Below are 21,044 nucleotides of genomic sequence, written 5' to 3'. Positions count from 1 at the left end.
CAGCCGCAAGGCAGGGTGATAATCGACAAACTTCGTTGACGCGTCGGCACAGGCCGATACCGCCATCGCCGGCGAACGCCGAACTCGCGAAACCGGTCAGCATCGCCGCCAGGGTCAGAACCGCCCAGGTCTTCTTGCGCATCTTTCCTGCATGAGATGTGGCGCACGGCTCCATCGCCGTGCGCCACCGAGTTAGCGACCCGCAATAGCGGCGTCAACGCACGGCTCAAACCTGTTGTGACGCAGTGCCCGCCTCGGTCGGCACGCCGCGGGCGCGCCGCACCAGCTTGGCGCTGCCGCTGCGCAGGTCGTCGAGGATGGCGTAGATGGTCGGCAGGAACAGCAGGCTGACTACGGTCGAGAACGCCAGGCCGCCGGCGATCGCGCGCGCCATCGGGAAGTACGGCGGCATATTGCCGCTGGTCTTGGTCGACAACGCGATCGGCACCATCGCCAGGATCGCCGTGCCCATCGTCATCAGGATCGGGCGCAGGCGCTCGCGGCTGCCTTCGACCAGTGCTTCGGTGCGCGACAGGCCCCGACGGCGCAGGTTGTTGATGTGCTCGATCATGACGATGCCGTTGTTCACCACCACGCCCATCAGCACCAGCACGCCGATGAAGGACATGATCCCGAAGGTGGTGCCGGTGATCCAGAACAGCCAGAACACCCCGAACACCGAGAACAGCACGCCGCTCATGATCGCCGAAGGGAACAACAGCGATTCGAACACGGCCGCCATCACCACATAGATCATGATCAGGGCGATCAGCAGATTGAACAGCATCTGCTGGTTGGCCTCGTCGTCGCGCTGGAACGCGCTGCCGTCGAAGGAATAGCTATAACCGGGCGGGAACGCGACCCGCTTGAGGATCGCTTCCATTTCCTTGCGCGCCTCCGGCACCGTGACCTTGTCGCCGAGGTTGGACTTGATGGTCAAGGTGGTCTGGCGGTTGACCCGGCTGATCTGGGTCGCCGAGGGATGCACGTCGACCTCGACCATGCTCAACAGCGGCACGCTGCGGCCGTCGGGCGCGCGCACGGTGAAGGACGCGATCTCGGCGGTGCTGAACTGATCGGCGCCGGCGAAGCGCGCCCATACCTGCACCTCGCTGTCGCCGCGACGGAACTCGCGCAGGGTGGCGCCGCGCAAGGCCAGTCCGACGAACTTGGACACCTCGTCGGCGCTGAAACCGAACGCGGCGGCGCGTTCGCGGTCGACCCGGATGCGCAGCTCGTTGTTGCGGTCGCCGGCTTCGACCCGCACGTCGCGAAAGCGCGGGCTGCGCGCCAGGATCGGCACGATGTCCTGGCCCAGCCGTTCCAGCATGGCGCTGGAATCGCCGACCAATTGCACCTGGACCTGATTCTGCTGGCCCTGATCGCCCTCGTCGCCGATGCCGATGCCGGCGCGCGCCGATTTCGGCAGGCCCTTGCTGATCTCGTCGGTGATCGGCTTGGTCTTCTTGACCAGTTCCTTGTCGAAGGTGATGACCGTGTTGGCGTCGCCGTCCTCGCTGTAATACGAATAGACCTGGGTGATGTGGAATTTCTTGCGGTTGGCGTCGAGATAGTCCTCGATCCGCTTGACCTCGTCCGACATCTGCTCCTTGGTGTAGCTGCCCTTCCACTGGTAGTAGACGCGGGCGCTGTCGCCGCCCTCGCCGCCGAACATGTCGTACTTGGTCTGGGTCATCGGCCAGATGCTGATCGCGATGATCAGCAGGATGCCGAACACGCTCCAGCCGCGGTGCTCCAGGCTCCAGCGCAACAGCCGGGCATAATTGCGCTGCAGGTAAGGAATCAGGCCCGTGCTGCGGTTGATGGTCGGCGGCGTCTTGAGCCGCGCCGAGATCATCGGAATCAGGCTCACCGCGACCAGCCACGAGGCCAGCAGCGAGACCGAGATCGTGATCGCGAGCTGCGACATGAAGATCTTGATCTGGTTGGTCTCGCCGAACAGATTCGGCACGAACACGATGCAGTGGCACAGCGTGCCTGCCGACAGGGCGATGGCGACGTGGCGAGTGCCGATCACCGAGGCCAGCCGCGGCTGGTCCGGCATCTTCTCGCGCTCCTGGTAGATGCTCTCGACCACCACCACGGCGTTGTCGACCAGCATGCCGACGGCCAGCAGCAGGCCCATCATGGTCAGGATGTTGAGAGTCACGCCGACGAAGTACATGAAGCCCAGGGTGATCACGAAGCAGATCGGGATCGCGAGGGTTACCATCAACGTCGACGGCCAATGGCGCAGGAAGAAGAACAACACCGCCATCGACAACACCAGGCCGACCGCGCCGGCCTCGGCCAACTCCAGCAGCGAACTGGTGACCTCCTCGCCTTCGTTGGAAATGATCTTGAACTGCACCCCGCGCAACGCCGACTCGGACTTGATCTTCTCGACCTCGGCCAGCGCCAGGCGCGACACTTCGACCAGATTGGCGCTGCGGTCCTTGAAGATGTCCAGCCCGACCGCCGGCTTGCCGTCGAGGCGCCGGCCGTACGCCATGCGCTTGGGCTTGTAGCGGACCTCGGCGATGTCGCCCAGACGGGTGCCGTTGGTGCCGATGACCAGGTCGCGCAACTGCTGCAGGTCGGTGATTTCCCCGACCGGCTGCACCCGCAAGCGACGCCCGCCGTCCTCGATCTCGCCGGCCGAAACCGAGAAGTTGACCGCCTGCAGGCGCGTGGTCAACTCATTGAGGCTGATGTTGTGCGCGGTCAGCCGGTCCGGCGCGATCGCGATCTCGACTTCGTTCGGCGAGACGCCGGAGATTTCGACCTTGGCCACCCCGGGCAGGCGCTCGATACGGCGCTTGAACTCGCGGTCGATCAGTTCATAGGAGCCGGACAGGTCGTGCTCGCCGGCCAGGCGGATGCGCAAGAACGCCTGATCGGTCGTCGAGAACTTGAACACGAAGTAGCGCTGCAGATCGTCCGGCAGGTCGCTGCGGATCGCATCGATGCGCTCGCGGGCCTCGGAGGCCGCGATGGCGATGTCGCGGTCCCAGTTCGCGAATTCGATCACCACCTCGGAACTGTCCGCGCGCGCGGTCCCCTCCATGCGCTTGATGCCGGTCATCGTCGACAAGGCGTCTTCGGTCGGGCGCAACACCGTGCGCTCGACCTCTTCCGGGGTCGAGCCGGTGTACGGCATCTGCACCACGAGGAACGGGAACGAGACCGACGGGAAAGCCTCCAGCGGCAGGCGCACCGCCGCAATCAGGCCGATCACGAACATCGACACGAAGGCCATGATGACCGTGACCGGGCGCCGGATGCTGAACTCAGCAACGCTCATCCTGGGTGCTCCTCAGGCCTGGCCCGGCTGGTGGCCGTGCGGCGAATGATGCAGGTCGGCGTCGTGCAAAGGCGCCTGCTCGTCGTGGATGTGTTCGGCGACCGCATTGGAGTCGCGGCGGGCGCGACGAGCGCGCTCGCGATAGTGCTCGTCGGAGCGGCGGTCGAGCAGGTCGTACACCACCGGGATCACCAGCAAGGTCAGCAGCGTCGACACCAGCAAGCCGCCGATCACCGTGATCGCCATCGGCGCGCGCACTTCGGCGCCCTCGCCGGTGGCGATCGCCAGCGGCAGGAAACCGAACAAGGTACAGGTGGTGGTCATCACGATCGGGCGCAGTCGCGAACGCGCGCCTTCGATCAAAGCCTCGCGCTTGGCCACGCCCTCCTCGCGCAACTGATTGACCTTGTCGATCAGGATGATCGCGTTCTTGACCACCAGACCGACCAGCAGGATCAGGCCGATGAATACCACCACCGATATCGGCGAACGGGTCATGACCAGGGCCAGTACCGCGCCGACCAGGGCCAGCGGGATGGTGAACAGGATCACGAACGGATGCAGCAGCGACTCGAACTGCGAGGCCATCACCAGGTAGACCAGGAAGATCGCCAGACCGAACGCGAACAGCAGCGAGTTGATCGACTGCTGCAGCTCCTCGCCCTGGCCGCCGATGTGCATGCCGATTTCCGGGCCGAGCGGCTGCTCGGCGACCATCCGGTTGACCTCGTCGATAGCACCGCCGAGGTCGATCTCGCGCAAGTTGGCCGAGACGATCGCCACTCGAACCTGATCGGCGCGATGGATCTCGCTGGGGCCGGTGGTCGAGACCACGTCGGCGACCGAGCTCAAGGTCACCGGCCGGCTGCTGCCCGGATTGACGATCAAACGACGGATGCTTTCCAGCGAGGCCCGGTCGGATTCGCGCGCCCGCACCAGCACGTCGATCTTGCGGTCGCGGAAGCTATAGCGCGTGGCGACTTCGCCGCGCACCTTCTTGACCACCGCATCGGCGATCTGGCGCGTCGTCAGGCCGAGCGCACCGGCGCGGTCCTGGTCGAAACGGATCTGGATCTCCGGGAAACCTTGCTCCACGGTCGACTTGACGTCGGCGTAGTGCGGGTTGGCGCGCAGCATCGCCGCCATACGTTGACCGGCGCGCTGGATGGTCTCCAGGTCCTGGCCGCGCAGTTCGATTTCCAGCGGCGTCGAGAAACTGAACAACTGCGGGCGAGCGAAGCCGACCTGGGCCGACGGATGCGCACGCATGGTTTCGCGCAGGCGCTCGGTCTCGCCCGCCTCGACTTCCTTGCTGCCGCCGTCGGCCATCACCACGGTCAGCTTGCCGATGTTTTCGCCGCTCTCGGTCGGGTTCGCGTCCAGGCGAGTGCCGCTGCCGCTGACGCCGAACAGCGCGCGGATGCCGGGGTCCTTGTCGTGCTTGAGCTGCAGCTCGCGTACCAGCTTGTCGGTCTCGCGCAGCGGCGTGCCGGGCGGCAGCTTGACCGTCATCTCGAAGCGATCCTGGGCCAACTGCGGGATCAGATCGGTGCCGAGCAAGGGCACCGTCGCGATCGTCGCGACGAAGGCGGCGCCGGCCAGCAGCAGCACCAGGGCCGGTCGCCCCAACGCCGCCGGCAACAGCTTGAGATAAGTGCTTTCGGCGCGACCGTACGGCGCCATGGCCAGATCGCTGGCCTTGCGCATGACAGGGCCGACCACCGCGGCGAGAATACGCCAGGCGCGCACGATCGCCCAGGAGATGCCGAAGAAGCTCCAGCGCACCGCCGCGACGATCGCGTAAAACGGCCACGACAGCACTTTCAGCACGCGGTTGCGCGGCCGCCAACGCGGATGCGGCGCTTCTTCCTGGAAACCCATCGCCGGCCGTCCGCGCAATGCGCTCAGCATCGGGATCAGGGTCATCGACACGATCAGCGAGATACCGATCGCCAGGGCTACGGTCAACGCCTGGTCGCGGAACAACTGGCCGGCGATGCCTTCGACGAACACCAGCGGCAGAAACACTGCGATCGTGGTCAGGGTCGAGGCGACCACCGCCATGCTGACCTCGCGGGTACCGGTAACGGCCGCTTCGAGAATGCCGAGCCCGCGTTCGCGCGCCTTGGCGATGCTTTCGAGCACCACGATCGAGTCGTCGACCACCAGGCCGGTGGCCAAGGCCAGGCCGCCGAGCGACATCACGTTGAGGCTCAGATCGAGCTGGCCCATGAAGAAAAAGGTAGTCACGATCGAGACCGGCAGCGACAGGCCGATCACGAAGGTGCTCCAGCCATCGCGCAGGAACAGGAAGATGATCAGGATCGCGAGCAGGCCGCCGATCACCGCGTCCTTCTTGACGTCGGCGATGGCGTGGCGGATGAACTGCGACTGGTCGTCGATCGTGGTCAGCTCGACGTCGGTCGGGATCTGCGATTTGATCGCCTCCAGCCGCGCCTGGATGGCGTCGGCGCTGGCCACGGTATTCGCGTCGCCTTCCTTGTAGATCGCCAGCTCCACCGCTTCCTTGCCGGCCAGACGGATGATCGCTTCGCGCTCCTTGTAGCCTTGGCGGACTTCGGCGATGTCCTTCAACCGCACCGGCTTGCCGCCGGCCGGGGTGCTCTGCTCGCCCGAAGAGGCACTCTGCACCGAGGCCGCGGCGGCCATGGCGTCGGCCGACCCGGATGCAGCAGCGACTCGCGCCATTTCCGCGGCCGCGTCCGCGGCGGCGTTGCCGCCGGCCGCCTGCGTCGTGACCAGCATCTCGCGGATTTCCGGCACGGTCGCGAACTGATTGACCGTGCGTACCAGATAACGCTGGTTGCCTTCCTGCAGGCTGCCGCCGGAGATATTGATGTTCTCCTGCTGCAGGCGCTGGATGACGGTGTCGATCGGCAGATTGAGCTGGGAAATCTTTTGCTGGTCGATATCGACCTGGATCTCGTCCTCGAGGCCGCCGCCCACCTTGACTGCGGCGACGCCGTCGACCGGTTCGAGTTTCTTCTTCAGGTCGTCGTCGGCGTAACGGCGCAGCTCGGTCAGGCGCCTGATCGCATCGGCGTCGTCCACCGCCGCGCCCTTGTTGGACAGGGCGATGCGCAGGATCGGCTCGGTAGAAGGATTGAAACGCAGCAGCACCGGCTTCTTCACTTCCAGCGGCAACTGCACGACTTCCATCTTGTCGCGCACTTCCAGGCTGGCCTGGTCCATGTCGGTGCCCCAGGCGAACTCCAGCACCACGTCGCTTTGTCCGGTGCGCGAGACCGACTTGAGCTTGCGCAAGCCCTTGACCACGCCGAGCGCCTCTTCCAGCGGCTCGGTCACCAGCGTCTCGATTTCGGTCGGCGCGGCGCCGGTGTATTCGGTGCGAACCGTCAGCGTCGGGTAGCTGAGATCCGGCAGCAGGTTGACCTTGAGGCTGTTGAGGGCGATCACGCCGAACAGCAGGAAGGTAATGGTCACCATCGCCACCGTGACCCGGCGGCGCGTGGAGAATTCCACGAGGTTGAAGGACGTCGTGTCCGAAGGCTGAGCCACAGTCAGTCCCCACGTTCTTTAAGTGTTATGTGGGCCGCCGCCGCGGTGGACCGCGGCAGCGGCAAGGGCGCGCGTACGACGCGCGCTTGCTTACTGTTTCTGTGCGGCGGGCTTCGCGGCGGCGACTTCGCGCGGCGCGGACTGGCCGATCAACTGCACCTCGGTCCCTTCGCGCAACGCGGTCTTGCCCGCGACCACGACCTGGTCGCCGAGCTTGAGGCCGTCGCGGACCTCGGCCCAGGCGCCGTCGAGATAGCCCAGCTTGACCGGGACGCGCGCGACCTTCTTGCCGCGCACCACGAACACCGCCGGGTCGCCCTCGTCGTCGAGCAGCGCCGCGCGCGGCACGACCAGCGCATCGGCGCGGTTGTCGTAATCGATGCGCAGGCGGCCGAACATGCCGGGCTGCAGCGTGCCGCCGCCTTCGAAAGCGCAGATCACCCGGAACGTGCCGCTGCCGGAGTCGACCACCGGGGCGACGCGGTCGACCGTGCCGGTGAAGACCTTGCCGGGCATGGCATCGACCTGCATCTGCACCGGCAAGCCCGCTTTCAGCGTGGCCAGCTCGCGCTCGGGCACGTTGAGCGTGGCCTCCAGGCGCGAGGTGTCGACGATGCGGATGATCGGCGAGTTGATCTGGACGAAGTTGCCGGTCTTGATCGAACGCGAGGCGACGATGCCCGAGATCGGCGCTTCGACCTTGGCGTAGGACAACTCCAGGTTCGCCATGCGATTGGCGGCGCGGGCGTTCTCCAGGTCGTAGCGCAGTTGGTCGTTGTCGTTGGCGCTGAGCAGGCGTTGTTCGGCCAGTTGCTTGGAGCGGGCGTAGTTGGCCTCGAGCTTGCGCATGGTGGCGTTGGTCTGGGCGGCCTGCAGCTCGGCGCGCGCCGAGTCGAGCCGGACCAGGACCTGGCCGGCCTGCACGTGCTGGCCTTCCTCGACCATCACCGCGAGCGCCACGCCCGAGGTCTTGGCCACCACCTGCGATTCGGCCCGCGCCTCCAGCGGCGCGGTACCGGTGTAGCTGGCCGCGATCGCGCGCCGCGTCGCCTGGGCGACCTCGACCGGAACCGCTTCCGATGCTTTGTCCTTGGCTTCCTTGGCCTGCGCTTCCGCAGCGCCGGCGCCGCCCTTGCAGGCCGACAGGCCGAGCACACAGGCCAGGGCCAGGGCGGCGACTGCCACCGTGCCGCCCATTGCCGGACCGCTCTTGCGGATATTGGTGAGTTGACGCATTCGAGACGACCCCAAGCTCTAGTTTTTTCGTCGGTTACCGGTCGTATGCCGGTGTTGTATATAGGTATATCACCGGCCCTGAAAACCACCATCCGCCGAAGGTAATGGTGACTGGAGCCATGCATTTATTCTGAGGCACGGTTAGCGCGAGCGATGCCGATCGCGCGCCTGCGGCGGCCTCGGGCGGCGCGCCAGCGCCACCCGCCGAGTATGGATGCGCTCAAGGACGACTTCGTTGCAGTCGCATGGCCGGCTATACTCGCCGACTTATGCGCGGCTCCGGCCCTGCACAGCCAGCCACCACCTTTCGCTAGCCATTCGAGATTGCGGACTAGACATGATGCGACCGCTGACGATCGCCGCCTGCTTTGCCCTGACCCTGGCCGCCATGACGGCGCACGCTCAGGAACCCGCCAAGGCGCCGGCCCCCACCCCCGCCGCCGCCATTCCGGCCACTCCGGCCGCCGCGCCGGCCATCAAGGGCAATGCCGAGACCGGCCGCCAACTCACCTATACCTGCCAGGGCTGCCACGGCGTCACCGGCTACAAGAACGCGTACCCGAACTATCACGTTCCCAAGATCGTCGGGCAGTCGCCGGAATACCTGACGAATGCGCTGACCGAATACAAGAAAGGCACGCGCAAGCACCCGACGATGCAGGCCCAGGCTCAGAGCTTCTCTGACCAGGACATCGCCGATATCGCCGCCTTCCTTTCCAGCGCCAAGTGAGCCGCCCCATGACGAACTCCAGCTTCTTCAAGAGCGGCCTCGCCATCGCCCTGTTCTCGGTCCTGACCCTCGCCGCCTGCTCGCAGGGCGGTGAAGTCCCGGCCGGCCATTCTTCGGCCGACCGCGACGCCGGCCACACTTCGTCGTCGGCGGGCCTGCCGGCCGGCAACGTCGCCGCGGGCGAAAAGCTCGCCAGCGTCAAGGGCAAGGCCACCGGCCAGTCCTGCGTCGACTGCCACGGCGCCGAAGGCAATGCGCCGATCGATCCGACCTACCCGAAGCTCGCCGGCCAGTACCACGACTACATCGCGCACTCGCTGCAGATGTACCGCGACGGCGACCGCGAGCATGCGCTGATGTCGAGCCAGGCCAAGGATCTGAACGACCAGCAGATCGCCGACCTCTCCGCCTACTTCGGTTCGCGCGAGAAAGGCCAGCTGCGCGACCTGCACGGCATCCACTGAGCCGTCGCGCGGCCTCGCCGCCCACTCGATCAGCAACAAACGGCCCGCATCAGCGGGCCGTTTTCGTTTGCGGCGGCGTTTGCGAAAGAGCCGCTGCGGCCTGAGCCCTGGCGAGCTGCGCCATCGCGGCAACCCGTGCGGCCCAGCCTCCTGGAACTAGACATCCAACCCAGCGACCGCCCTCACCCGCCCGGCGGCGGCCGCACGCTGCCGTTGTCTTCCTGCAGATGCGGCTTGAACGGGATATCCGGCGGCGGGCGCGCGGTGGCCGGTTGTTCGTTGAGGTTCGGGTCGTTGATCCCGCAACTGCCGCCGAGCATCAGCAGGGCGACCGAACACTGGATGCTTTTGCCTTTGCTGCCCGGGATCGGAATCATCACCGTCTGCACGCTGCGCCGGACCCACTCGGCCAGCAGGGTTTCGTTCGGGCGCCAGTACTTGTCGAGCGCGGTCGGCTCGTAATCGGTCGGCTTGCGCCGCAACCAGGTGCCGGCGCGGTCGAGGTCCTTGATCTCGGCAGTGATCGTGCCCGGCGGTTTGCCCGGCGAAGCCGAGCCCGGCGCGTCGGCCAGACGCACGCTGCCGTCGCTGTTGTACAGGCCCGGCGTGTCGCCGCGCTGACCGCCCGGCTGGTTACGGGTGGAATCGCCCCAGTCGTCGCCGCGCTTCGGCGTCGACCAGGTCCCGGGGGCCGGCGTCGGTTTCGGGCCGGCCCCGGCGGTCGCCGCCGGCGGCCCCGAACTCGCGGCCGGGGCCGAACTCGAGGCGGCGGGCTTGGAGCTGGACACGTTGGAACTGGACACGCTTGCCGGCGCGCTGGTGGCGGTCGCAGCCGAGGCTGGAAACGACGGCGGCGCAGCCGGCGCGGTGCTCGGCGACGGCGCGGTCGAGGCGGCCGCGGACGGCGTGGGGATGTCGGCGATGCGCACCTGCGGCGCGGTCGAACGCAGCTGCGGCGCCGCGATCGATGGCGTCGGCAACTCGCGCACCGGCACCCGCGACAGCGGCGCAGGCACGTCGCGCACGCTCACTTCGCGCGGCTGCACCGCGATGCTCGGCGCGGCGATCTCGCGCTGCGGCAATTCGCGCGCGATCGGCTGCACCGGCGCCGGCACGTCGAGCGACGGCACCGGCTGGGTCTTGGCTTCGAGTTGCGGCACGCGCGGGGTGTCGTCGAGGCGGCGACGCGTCGGCGGCAGCACGAAGATCTGCGGCGAATCCGGCACTTCCTTGCTGACCATCACCGGCTGCTCGACGGTCGGCGCCGGCACCTGCGGCTCGGGCACGTCGCGCTGCGGCACCTCGGGCAAGGTCGCCTGCAGTTCCGGGGTCGGCAAGGGCGTATCGGCAGCCAGTTGCGGCGGCGAAGGCTCGGCCTGGGCCGGCTGTTGCTGGGTGGGCTGCTGCGCTTGCGGGGCCTCGGCCTGCGGCTGATCGCTCGGCTGCTGCGAGCCGCCGCCGGGTTCCTTCGGCGTGCCCTCGCCGATGTATTCGATCATGGTGACGTTCTCGCCTTCCGGCGGCGGCCGGGTGGCGAAGAACTGCAGATACATCAGCCAGATCAGCAGGCCGGCGACGAAAATATGCCAGACCAGCGAGAACGCGCCGGCGATCCAGCGCAGCCAGCGCTCCTCGCGCTCCGGCGGCTGCCACTGCTGGCGCCACAGAGTCGCGAAGGCCTGCCAACGGTTCAGCATGGCCGCGCGCGGCGGCGGTTGCGCCAAGGGCCGCTGCGCGATCACCGCGACCAGCGCGTCCGAGGTCGCGCCGGTCACCGCGCCGCTGCGTTCCTGCAACGACTCCAGCCAGCTTTGCCAGCCCGCCGGGAATTCGCCCGGTGGGGGCGAATCGCGCCGCATGGAAAGCCGCAACCGGCGTTGCAGTACTTCGATGACGGAGGCGGCGGTGGGCATAGGCTGCGCCGCGCCGGAATCAGGCGGCGGTGTCTCGGGGGATGTACGGCGCGTCACCGGTCTCGTGATCGGTGGCGTCGCGTACCGCGGTCACGCCCGGCACCTTGGTCATCAAGGTGGTTTCGATGCCCTGCTTGAGGGTCACGTCGGCCATGCCGCAACCGTGGCAGCCGCCGCCGAAGCGCAGCACGACCACGCCGTCGGCGGTCACTTCCTGCACCGAGACATGGCCGCGGTGCTGGGCGAGCTGCGGGTTGACCTCGTGCTCGACCACCCAGCGCACCCGCTCGACCAGCGAGGCCGAATCGGTCGGCGCCTCGCCCTTGATCTTGGGCGCGCGGATCTGCAACTGGCCGCCGGTGGCCTTGACCTCGTAATCGATCTCCGCGCCGTCGAGGTACTGCACGCTGTCGGCGCGCAGCCACAAGGTGAAGCCCTCGCAATCCACCGCCCACTCGTCGCCGGCCAGATCGGCCGGTTCGGCGAACTCCAGGCGCACGTCGGCGCGCGGCGTGCCCGGATGCACCGCCGACAGCCGCACCCCGAGCCCCGGCAGGGCCTCGCGCTCGATGAGCTTGCGGAAGTGGTTTTGCGCGGATTCGGAAATATTGATCATCGGGCTATTCTAGCGGGGTCAGCACGGCGTGAAGCCGCGTATGCATCCTACGACCGTCGGCGATACGATTCCGTTCATGGAAGGCGGTCGCCGCGCAGAAGCTATGCCGCGGCGCCATCGCCGGGCCGCCCAGGAGTCCGCAGCATGAACGATCTCATCCCCCTGTCCCAGGCCCACTGCATCGTGCGCCGCGGCATCGAACACAAGCTCAGCGAAGCCCGCATCCGCGAGCTGCTGCCCGAGGTGCCGGGCTGGGAGCTCGCCGAAGACGGCCATGCCCTCACCCGGACCTTCCGTTTCGACGACTATTATCGAACGATGGCTTTCGTGAACGCTCTGGCTTTCATGGCCAATCGCGAAGACCATCATCCCGATCTCGGCGTCCATTACGACCGTTGTGTGGTGCGGTATTCGACCCACGACGTCGGTGGCCTGAGCGAGAACGACTTCATCTGCGCGGCCAAGGCCGACGCTCTGACCGGTTGATCCCGCCATGAACCCAATCCGCAGCAACTCCCGCCTCTCGCCGCGCCTGCTCCCGATGCTCGGCGCCGCCCTGCTCGCCCTGGTCGCCGCCGGCTGCGGCGAACGCGCCGCGGACGCGCCGATCATTCCGTCCACGCCGCTGCGCGCGGTCGACACGCCGCCGCCGGATTACCCGCAGGAGATCGGTTGCGACCAGATCGGCGGCAAGGTCGTGCTGCAGCTCAGCGTCGGCCCGGACGGCAAGCCGAAGAAAGTCGACGTGCTCGAAAGCAGCCGCACGCCGGCGCTGGACCAGGCCGCGATCAAGGGCGTGCAGCGTTGGCGCTTCGAGGCCGCGACCCGCAACGGCAAGCCGGTGTCGACCGACATCCAGGTCCCGGTGACCTTCCACTCGCCGGCGACACGCCCGGAGCATTGCGGCTGAGGCCACTGCGCGCAGTAAATCCAGTCAGACGACAACGCCGGCCTGAGCCGGCGTTGTCCGTTCGGAGCAATCGCATCAGGCCGGAGCGCCTGGTGCCGAAGCCTGACCCGCCGGGCCACTTCCCCGCAGGCAGCGACTGCGCGGGGACTTCGGCTCAGCCCAGGCGATCCAGCACTTCGACCAGCTCCGGCGCCAGCGGCGCGTTGAGCAGATACGGCTCGCGGCCGCCGTCGAGGGCGAACTCCAGGGTCGAGGCGTGCAGGAACAGGCGCTTGAGACCGGCCTGCTCGCGCAGGCGCTTATTGGCCTCGACCTCGCCGTACTTGTCGTCGCCGGCGACCGGATGGCCGATGTGCTGGGCGTGCACGCGGATCTGGTGGGTGCGGCCGGTCTCGATCCGCACCTCGCAATACGACTGTCCGCCGCGCCGCTCCAGCACTTTGAAGTGGCTCAGCGACGGCTTGCCGTCGCGGTGCACCTGGACATGGCGCTCGCCGCCCTGGCGCAGGCCGATGTGCAGGGCCGCGTCCACGCTCATCACGCCCTCGGGCATGCGCCCGGTCAGCAGCGCCAGATAGCGCTTGGCGATGCCGCCTTCTTCGCGCATCAAGGCCTGCATCTCGGTCAGCGCCGAACGCTTCTTGGCCACGATCAGCAGGCCCGAGGTGTCGCGGTCGAGCCGATGCACCAGCTCCAGGGTCTGGCCCGGGCGCAGCGCGCGCAGGGTCTCGATGGCGCCGAAACTGATCCCGCTGCCACCATGGCTGGCGACCCCGGAGGGCTTGTTCAGGGCGAGCAGGCGCGCGTCCTCGAACACGATCGCCGCGTCGAGCGCGTCCATGAACCCCTTCGGTGGGGCCGGTTTGTCGCCGGCCTCGCTGAGACGGACCGGCGGAATGCGCACCTCGTCGCCGGCCTCGAGCTTGCGCTCGGCCTTGGCGCGGCCGCCGTTCACACGCACCTGGCCGGAGCGCACAAGCTTGTAGATCAAGGACCTGGGCGCACCTTTGAGTTGGCCCAGGAGGAAATTGTCGAGCCGTTGACCTTCACGATCTTCGGGTACACGCACCGTCCGTGCGCCGGTGTTACCGGAGTTTGCTGTCTGGGTCATCCCGAAGCGTTATCTGTTACACTCGCGACGCGAGATAAGGTTTTGATTTCGCTGGGAGTTGTACCCGACCGCGTCGCCTGACAAGCGTGCGGTTCGGTACGGGGCCGAAAGCCCCTCCCGCGATTCCGGTCCGCGTCTAACCACTGCCCACGGGGTAGCCATGTTAGCAGCGACGGACCGGCGGAACCGGCCAGCGCCCGATGGGTCAAACCGTCGAGATGAACACCCGTGCGGCGCCCAAGCCTGAGGCTCGTTGAGAGCCGGCTTGACGCGTCGCCGCCCGCCCCGAGCGACGTTCGCGTCGCCGGCCCCGAAAGAACCGAGTAGGTAAGAAGCGCTCCCGCGGCGTGCCGTGGTGATGTAGCGCTGGTAGTGGAGACCTCGCCGGCGCGCGGGCGGCCCGCATTCGCTGCGGCCGACGATCGCGACGGCGAAGTCTCAGTTCCCAGATAGCGAAACGCCATGGCGTTCCGCGCGGTAGAGCGCGCGAGGAACGCAACAATGAAGCGCATGCTGATCAATGCGACGCAGGCGGAAGAACTGCGCGTCGCCATCGTCGACGGCCAATCCCTGTACGACATCGATATCGAACAGCCGTCGAAGGAACAGAAGAAGTCCAACATCTACAAGGGCCGCATCACTCGGCTCGAACCTTCGCTGGAAGCGGCGTTCGTCGACTACGGTGCCGACCGCCACGGCTTCCTGCCGCTGAAGGAAATCTCCCGCGACTATTTCCAGCCCGGGGTCGACCATAACAAGGCCGGCTTGCGCGAGCTGTTGCGCGAAGGCCAGGAAATCGTCGTCCAGGTCGACAAGGAAGAGCGCGGCAACAAAGGCGCCGCCCTGACCAGCTTCATCTCCCTGGCCGGCCGCTACATGGTGCTGATGCCCAACTCCCCGACCGCCGGCGGCGTCTCGCGCCGGATCGAAGGCGAGGACCGCGCCGCGCTCAAGGATGCGATGGACAAGCTGACCATCCCCGACGACATGGGGGTGATCATCCGCACCGCCGGCGTCGGCCGCGATGCCGAAGAACTGCAGTGGGACCTGGATTACCTGGTCAGCGTCTGGAAGGCCGTCACCGACGCCGCCCTGAGCAAGCAGGCGCCGTTCCTGATCTACCAGGAATCGCGCCTGATCATCCGCGCCCTGCGCGACTACATGCGTCCGGACATCGGCGAGATCCTGGTCGATACCGACGAGATGTACGCCGAAGCGCGCGAGTTCGTCGAGCAGGTCATGCCGCACAACCTGCGCAAGCTGAAGAAGTACGCCGACGACACCCCGCTGTTCAACCGCTTCCAGATCGAGTCGCAGATCGAGAACGCCTACGAGCGCACCGTCCGCCTGCCCTCCGGCGGCGCCCTGGTGATCGACCAGACCGAAGCCCTGACCGCGATCGACGTCAACTCGGCGCGCGCGACCAAGGGCGGCGACATCGAGGAAACCGCGTTCAACACCAACCTGGAAGCGGCTGAAGAAGTCGCGCGCCAGATGCGCCTGCGCGACCTCGGCGGCCTGGTGGTCATCGACTTCATCGACATGGCCTCCAACCGCCATCAGCGCGACGTCGAGAACCGCCTGCAGAACGCCCTCAAGCAGGACCGCGCCCGTGTCCAGATCGGCCGCATCTCGCGCTTCGGCCTGCTCGAACTGAGCCGCCAGCGCCTGCGTCCGTCGCTCGGCGAGTCCAGCCAGTTGGTCTGCCCGCGTTGCGACGGCCACGGCCGCATGCGCAGCGTCGAGTCGATGTCGCTGTCGATCCTGCGCATCGCCGAAGAGCATGCGATGAAGGAGAACACCGGACAGGTGCTGGTGCAGGCCCCGACCGAGATCGCCAATTACCTGCTCAACGAGAAGCGCCGCGCGCTGACCGAGATCGAACAGCGCCACGGCGCGCCGATCGTGATCGTCGCCGACGAGCAGCTCGAGACCCCGCATTACGAAGTCACCCGTGTGCGCGAGAACGAGATCGGCGAAGAGTCGTCCAAGCCCAGCTACCAGCGCGGCACCCAGCGCAAGCTGCCGCTGCATGCGCTGACCAAAGCTCATCTGAACATTCCGGATGCGCCGATCGTCACCAACGTCAAGCCGCTCCAGCCGGCTCCGCTGCGCGAACCCCGCGAGCCCGCCGTGGCCGCGACTCCCGCCCCGGCACCGGCGCCGGTCGCCGCGCCGACCCATTCGGTCGGCCTGGTCGAGCGCATCCTGCGCATCTTCCGCGGCCCGTCGCAGCCCGCTCCGGCCCCGGCCGAACCGGCCGCGCGCAGTTCCGAAGGCCGTGGCCGCAACGACCGCAACGGCCAGCGCCGTGGCGAGAACCGCAACAACGCCGGCAAGGGCGGACGCGATGGCGGCCGCCGCGACGAGCAGCAGCGCCGCGACGAACCGCGTCGCGACGAGCAGCGTCGCGACAAGCAGCCGGCGCAGAACGCCCAGCCGCAGGCCGCCCAGCAGCAGCCCAAGCAGAAGCAGCCGCAAGCGCAGCAGCAGCCGAAGCCGCAGCAACCGCAGCAGGCGCAACAGCCCAAGACGCCCAAGCCGCAGAACGAAGAGCGTGCCGCCCAGGCCGCCGGCGGGACCCCGCGTCCGCCGCGCGAACCCAGGCCGCCGCGCCAGGACGCCTCGGCTCCGGCTGAAGCCGTCAGCGCCGCGGCGATCGTGCCGGCCGCCGTGGCCGCCGCATCGGTCAGCGCCGGCGCTCCCATCGCCGTGCCGGCCGTGCCGAGCGTCAGCGACGAGACCGCACTGAAGACCGAAGCCGCTGTCGCGGCCGTCGCCGCCGACAATGCCGGCAGCGAGCCGCGCGACACCGACGAAGCCGCAGGCGAAGGCGGCGGCCGTCGCCGTCGTGGCCGCCGCGGTGGCCGTCGCCGTCGTCGTGGCAACGGTGAAGCCGCTGCCGGTGGCGAAGGCCAGGGCCAGGACGAGAACGCATTCGACGACGAAGACGAGGTCGGCGGCGAACCCGCAGCGGCCCCGGCCGCGGCGAACCGTTCGCAGCCCGAGTTCGACTTCGACGACGAAGGCAGCGCACCGGCGCCGCGTGCCCAGGCCGCCGCGCCCGCTGCTGCCGCAGTCGCTGCACCCGCAGCGGTTGCCGCCGTCGCCAGCCGCGTGTTCAGCCCGGCCCCGGAAACGGCGGCCGAGCCGAAGGCTTCGTTCGCGAACCTCGGCCATGAGGCCCAGCCTGCGGTCGGCGAGCCCGTCGCCAGCGAGCCGTCGTCCGCGCAGCCGCAGATCGAGTCGGTCCGGGTCGAGCCCTCGCGCAACGCCTATGTCGCCGCCGAGCCGGTCGTGAACGAGCATGTCGTCGAGCCCGTGCTGGAAGCGGCGATGCCGGTCATCACCCGCCTGCCCGAGGACGCGGTTGCGGCGCCTGCCGAAATCGTCACGCCTGCGCAGAGCGCCGTCGCGGCGATCGAACAGGCGCAGCCCGCCCTGCAGGCTGCAACGCCGCGCAACGAGGATGTCGAACCGGTCGTCGAGCCGACTTCGGCCCTGGTCGAAGAGACCCGCGTCGAGGACACCGTGGTCGAACAGGCCGTGATCGAGCAGACCCCGGTCGAACCGACCGTGATCGAGCCGGTGGCCCCGCCGGCACAGGTCGAACCGGCCGTTGCGGCCTCCGCTGCGACCGGCTCGGTCGAACCGAAGGCCGCCGACACCGCTGCCGCTGAAGCCGCTTCGGTCGAAGCCGCTTCGATCGAGGCTGCTCCGGTCGAAACTGCCTCAGTCGAAACTGCTCCGGTCGAACCGGCCCAGGCCGACGCCGGCAACGCAGCGCCGGCAACGACGCCGCGCACCGCTGGCCTGTTCGATGCCCTGCCCCATCCGGTCGAACCGGCCCGCACCGACGCGGCCAATGCCGCGGTCGAAGGCGAGCAGGATGCCACCGACGGGTCGTCCGACGACGAGCGTCGCGCCTGACCGGCGACGCTCCAACCGGACCGTAATCCGGTAGGCAACCGTCAAGAAACCGGCCGCTGATGCGGCCGGTTTTTTTTGTGCGTCGCATTGGCGGCGCCGCTAGCTCGCCGCTGCCGACACGCACCGGTCAGCGCCCCGGGACATCACCCGTCTGAGTAGTGAATCGACGGCGCGGGCAAGCGGGCTCGTTCGAGCCGGAGCGTCAGTGCATTCATGCAGCGGCGCGGCCGCTTCAACCGGGGCCGCGGGCCCCGGAGCGACGCCGGCGCGAACACAGCGCCGGCGCAGCCGCATTACAGCGAATGCGCGGGATCGGCGAGTCCGTACTGCGCGGCCAGGCGGGCCAGCGCGATGCTGTCGGTGATGGCCAGCTTCTCGAACAAGCGGGTCTTGTGGGTGTTGACCGTCTTCGCGCTGAGGCTGAGGCGCTTGGCGATTTCTTCCTGGCGGAAGCCCTGGACCAGCAGCAAGGCGATCTCCAACTCGCGCGGCGACAGCTCGTCGAACGGCGAGTTGCCGCCGTCGATGTTCGACAACGCCAGATGCTGGGCGATGTTGCTGGCCAGATAGCGCTTGCCGCGGGCGACGTCGCGGATGGCGCGCAGCAGTTCGCTGGCATCGCCGCCCTTGCCGACATAACCGGATGCGCCGACTTCGAGCAGACGCTTCGGCATCGGCCCGTCTTCCAGCACCGATACGATGATCACGCGCGTGCCGTGGTCGCCCTTGACGATGCGCTCGGTCACTTCCAGCCCGCTCACGCCGGGCAGGTGCAGATCGCACAGCACCACATCGGGCTTGAGCTTGCGGATCAGCGGCATGGCCTCTTCGCCGCTCTCGACGTCGCCGAGCACTTCGATATCCGTCTCCGCCGACAGGATCATGCGCATGCCCGTGCGGACCAACGCATGGTCGTCAACGATGAATACACGGATAGTCATTGTCCCTTCCCCTACGACCCAGGCCTGCAACGCCAACGAGGCTACGCGCCGGCATGGTGCGGTGCAAGGCATTCATAATGTGAAAGTGGGCACAATGCGCTTCACATCCGGCCCTCCAACGCTCTCTCGAGAAGACCCAATGCGTTCTCAGAAACTCTCGCCGATCGTCACAACCGTCGTCACATCCCTGTTGTTGCTTTCAATGGCCGCCGCGAGCGCACGCGAAGGTGCTGCCGTTGCCGGCACGCCCGCAAGCGCGCCCGCCGCCACGACCGGCTCGTGGCTCGGCGATGTCCGCAGCCTGTCGCAGGCCGGCGCCGGCAACCGCCGCGCGCCGATCGAAAAGCGTCTGGATGGCCTGGGCCTGAAGTGGAAAGCGGTCGCCTTCGAAACCGCCAAGAAGCAACAGGGGCAGAACCTGATCGCCGAAGTCTCCGGCGCCACCGCAGCGCCGTTGCTGCTGTTCGGCGCGCATTTCGACCAGGTCGCGGAAGGCCACGGCGCGACCGACAACGCCTCCGGCAGCGCCACCGTGCTGGCCCTGGCCGAACGCTTCAAGCACAAGCCGCTCGCCCACCATCGCGTCGCGGTGGCGTTCTGGGACCTGGAAGAAGCCGGCCTGCTCGGTTCCAGCGCCTACATCGCCCAGGGCAGCGAGAAGCCCGCGCTGTACGTCAATTTCGACGTATTCGGCTGGGGCGACACCTTGTGGATGATGACCCCCGATGCAGACAGCGCCCTGGTCGGCGCCAGCCGCGACGCGGTGAAAGCCTCCGGCCTGCAGTTGTCCGCCGGCCGCGAGTATCCGCCGAGCGACCACCTGCCTTTCCTCAAGGCCGGCTGGCCGGCGGTGTCGTATTCGCTGATCGGCAACGAAGAAGTGCCCTTGATCCTGTCCTTCTTCAAGGGCGAGAAAACCGCCACCCAGGCCAAGGTCATCAAGGTGATCCACAGCGATAACGACACCGTCGACCAGATCGACGCGGCCGCCACCGCGCGCGGCGTCGATGCGGTCGAGCGTGCGATCCGCCAATGGGATGCGGCTCAAAATTGACCGATCACGTCAATAGCCGAAAACGGCGAGTCCACGGGCGCGCGGCGTGAGATTCTTACGCCGTCGCCTCTTTCTTCTCGCCTTTCTTCTTTCGGAGTCTTTCGCATGAGCGCACAAGCCCAACAAGCCGATCACTTCCACAGCCTGCACCGCGACGGCCTGTTGCTGCTCGCCAATGCCTGGGACGCCGGCACTGCGCGCCTGATCGAAAGCCTCGGCGCCAAGGCGGTCGCCACCACCAGCGCCGGCGTCGCCTGGTCGCACGGTTATCCCGACGGCGACCTGCTGCCGGTGCGGCGCCTGGTCGCGACCGTCGCCGACATCGTCCGCGTCATCCGGGTGCCGCTCACCGTCGACGTCGAAGGCGGCTATTCCGACGACCCGGCCGCGGTCGCCGAAACCGTGGCCGGCCTGATCGACGTCGGTGCGGTCGGCATCAACCTGGAAGACGGCGGCGGCGATCCCGAGCTGCTGTGCGCGAAGATCGAACACATCAAGCGCGCCAGCGCACGCCTCGGCGTGGCGTTGTTCGTCAACACCCGCACCGACGTGTACCTGCGCGGCCTGGCGCCGCCGGAGCGCCGCGTCGAGGAGACCCTGGCGCGCGCCGCGCGCTATCGCGCCGCCGGTGCCGACGGCCTGTTCGTGCCCGGCCTGACCGAGGAAGCGCAAGTACGCGCGATCGCCGCCGATGCCGGCCTGCCCCTGAACCTGCTCGCGCGTCCGGCCCTGCCGCCCGCGGCCGAACTGGAACGCTGGGGCGTGCGCCGCCTCAGCGCGGGCTCGGACATTTCCCAGTCGGTATTCGCGCGAACCAGCGCGCTGGCCAGCGGGTTCCTGAGCGACGGCGACTCGCGTCCGCTCGGCGCCGACGTCATGGCTTACTCGCAACTCAACGCCTTGTTCGTAGACCGCTGAGCGACGGCGCCGCTCAGCGCATCAGTCCGTAATCCTCGAAGCGGACCTTGAACCTCAGCGCATCCTGGTACTTCGGCGGAATATCGCCGAGGTGCCGGTCGATGCGCTCATCGTCGTCATCGTCGAACAGATAGAACGGCAGGCCATTCGCCGGAGTGATCTTGACGATCCGCCCCGGCCGTCCCGGCGCGCGATATTCGCGGATCACGTCGTCACCGGCATAACGCACGCGCACCTGCGGGTCGACCAGGCCCGCCGTCGGGTCCGGCAGGCTGGCGCAGGCCGTCAGCGCGGCCACGGTCGATAACAGCACGGCATACCGCATGGCAGTCTCCTTGCGATTCGCACCGGACTATACCCGGGCCGCGGTCCCCTGC

At 67.8% G+C, this 21,044-nt stretch carries 15 protein-coding genes; 7 read left to right on the top strand and 8 right to left on the bottom strand.

Annotated features, from left to right (window positions below; all coding sequences use genetic code 11):
- Window positions 1–226 precede the first annotated feature (226 nt).
- From ACKN61_RS11030 to ACKN61_RS11020, 3 genes are all read right to left on the bottom strand, one after another.
- Window positions 227–3,304, bottom strand: a complete 3,078-nt coding sequence (locus ACKN61_RS11030; RefSeq protein WP_408953489.1) for an efflux RND transporter permease subunit — start codon at window positions 3,302–3,304, stop codon at window positions 227–229.
- A 12-nt stretch (window positions 3,305–3,316) separates the two neighbouring features.
- Window positions 3,317–6,850 carry an efflux RND transporter permease subunit gene (locus tag ACKN61_RS11025; RefSeq protein WP_408953802.1) on the bottom strand — a complete coding sequence of 1,178 codons (3,534 nt, stop codon included), beginning with the start codon at window positions 6,848–6,850 and terminating at the stop codon, window positions 3,317–3,319.
- Between the two features lie 84 nt (window positions 6,851–6,934).
- Window positions 6,935–8,080 carry an efflux RND transporter periplasmic adaptor subunit gene (locus ACKN61_RS11020; RefSeq protein WP_408953488.1) on the bottom strand — a complete coding sequence of 382 codons (1,146 nt, stop codon included), beginning with the start codon at window positions 8,078–8,080 and terminating at the stop codon, window positions 6,935–6,937.
- A 340-nt stretch (window positions 8,081–8,420) separates the two neighbouring features.
- On the opposite strand from ACKN61_RS11020, the gene ACKN61_RS11015 reads away from it, so the two are divergent.
- Both ACKN61_RS11015 and ACKN61_RS11010 read left to right on the top strand, forming a co-directional pair.
- Window positions 8,421–8,810, top strand: a complete 390-nt coding sequence (locus ACKN61_RS11015) for a c-type cytochrome (protein ID WP_408953801.1) — start codon at window positions 8,421–8,423, stop codon at window positions 8,808–8,810.
- An 8-nt stretch (window positions 8,811–8,818) separates the two neighbouring features.
- On the top strand, window positions 8,819–9,274 hold the full coding sequence (locus tag ACKN61_RS11010) for a c-type cytochrome (RefSeq protein ID WP_408953487.1): 456 nt from the start codon (window positions 8,819–8,821) through the stop codon (window positions 9,272–9,274).
- A gap of 182 nt (window positions 9,275–9,456) precedes the next feature.
- Here the strand turns inward: ACKN61_RS11010 and ACKN61_RS11005 are convergent, their stop codons facing one another.
- Together ACKN61_RS11005 and ACKN61_RS11000 are read right to left on the bottom strand one after the other, a co-directional pair.
- Entirely contained in the window at window positions 9,457–11,187 is a 1,731-nt protein-coding gene (locus ACKN61_RS11005; RefSeq protein ID WP_408953486.1) for a hypothetical protein, read from the bottom strand.
- A gap of 19 nt (window positions 11,188–11,206) precedes the next feature.
- A complete protein-coding gene (locus ACKN61_RS11000; protein WP_057917747.1) occupies window positions 11,207–11,803 on the bottom strand; it encodes an NfuA family Fe-S biogenesis protein in 597 nt (198 codons plus the stop codon).
- A gap of 144 nt (window positions 11,804–11,947) precedes the next feature.
- Between ACKN61_RS11000 and ACKN61_RS10995 the strand changes: the two genes are divergently transcribed.
- Both ACKN61_RS10995 and ACKN61_RS10990 read left to right on the top strand, forming a co-directional pair.
- The gene (locus ACKN61_RS10995; RefSeq protein WP_057917746.1) at window positions 11,948–12,289 is read left to right on the top strand and encodes a 4a-hydroxytetrahydrobiopterin dehydratase; all 342 of its coding nucleotides are present in this window, start codon (window positions 11,948–11,950) and stop codon (window positions 12,287–12,289) included.
- Window positions 12,290–12,296: 7 nt separating this feature from the next.
- Window positions 12,297–12,713: an energy transducer TonB gene (locus ACKN61_RS10990; RefSeq protein WP_408953485.1), complete on the top strand. Its 417-nt coding sequence runs from the start codon at window positions 12,297–12,299 to the stop codon at window positions 12,711–12,713.
- 154 nt (window positions 12,714–12,867) lie between these two features.
- Here the strand turns inward: ACKN61_RS10990 and ACKN61_RS10985 are convergent, their stop codons facing one another.
- A complete protein-coding gene (locus ACKN61_RS10985) occupies window positions 12,868–13,824 on the bottom strand; it encodes an RluA family pseudouridine synthase (RefSeq protein WP_408953484.1) in 957 nt (318 codons plus the stop codon).
- Between the two features lie 501 nt (window positions 13,825–14,325).
- Between ACKN61_RS10985 and ACKN61_RS10980 the strand changes: the two genes are divergently transcribed.
- Entirely contained in the window at window positions 14,326–17,754 is a 3,429-nt protein-coding gene (locus tag ACKN61_RS10980; RefSeq protein WP_408953483.1) for an Rne/Rng family ribonuclease, read from the top strand.
- Between the two features lie 293 nt (window positions 17,755–18,047).
- On the opposite strand, the gene ACKN61_RS10975 is transcribed toward ACKN61_RS10980, so the two are convergent.
- Window positions 18,048–18,695: a response regulator gene (locus ACKN61_RS10975; protein WP_031371689.1), complete on the bottom strand. Its 648-nt coding sequence runs from the start codon at window positions 18,693–18,695 to the stop codon at window positions 18,048–18,050.
- Between the two features lie 139 nt (window positions 18,696–18,834).
- Here ACKN61_RS10975 and ACKN61_RS10970 point away from each other — a divergent pair, with 139 nt between their 5' ends.
- Both ACKN61_RS10970 and ACKN61_RS10965 read left to right on the top strand, forming a co-directional pair.
- On the top strand, window positions 18,835–19,749 hold the full coding sequence (locus ACKN61_RS10970) for a M28 family metallopeptidase (protein WP_408953482.1): 915 nt from the start codon (window positions 18,835–18,837) through the stop codon (window positions 19,747–19,749).
- Between the two features lie 105 nt (window positions 19,750–19,854).
- On the top strand, window positions 19,855–20,667 hold the full coding sequence (locus ACKN61_RS10965) for an isocitrate lyase/phosphoenolpyruvate mutase family protein (protein WP_408953481.1): 813 nt from the start codon (window positions 19,855–19,857) through the stop codon (window positions 20,665–20,667).
- Between the two features lie 13 nt (window positions 20,668–20,680).
- Here ACKN61_RS10965 and ACKN61_RS10960 read toward each other — a convergent pair whose 3' ends face one another.
- Window positions 20,681–20,992 carry a DUF2782 domain-containing protein gene (locus tag ACKN61_RS10960; RefSeq protein ID WP_408953480.1) on the bottom strand — a complete coding sequence of 104 codons (312 nt, stop codon included), beginning with the start codon at window positions 20,990–20,992 and terminating at the stop codon, window positions 20,681–20,683.
- Window positions 20,993–21,044 lie beyond the last annotated feature (52 nt).

The organism is Lysobacter sp. Hz25 (assembly GCF_046097045.1).
Classification (GTDB): domain Bacteria; phylum Pseudomonadota; class Gammaproteobacteria; order Xanthomonadales; family Xanthomonadaceae; genus Lysobacter; species Lysobacter antibioticus_B.
This window is presented reverse-complemented; position numbering and strand designations above follow the sequence as displayed.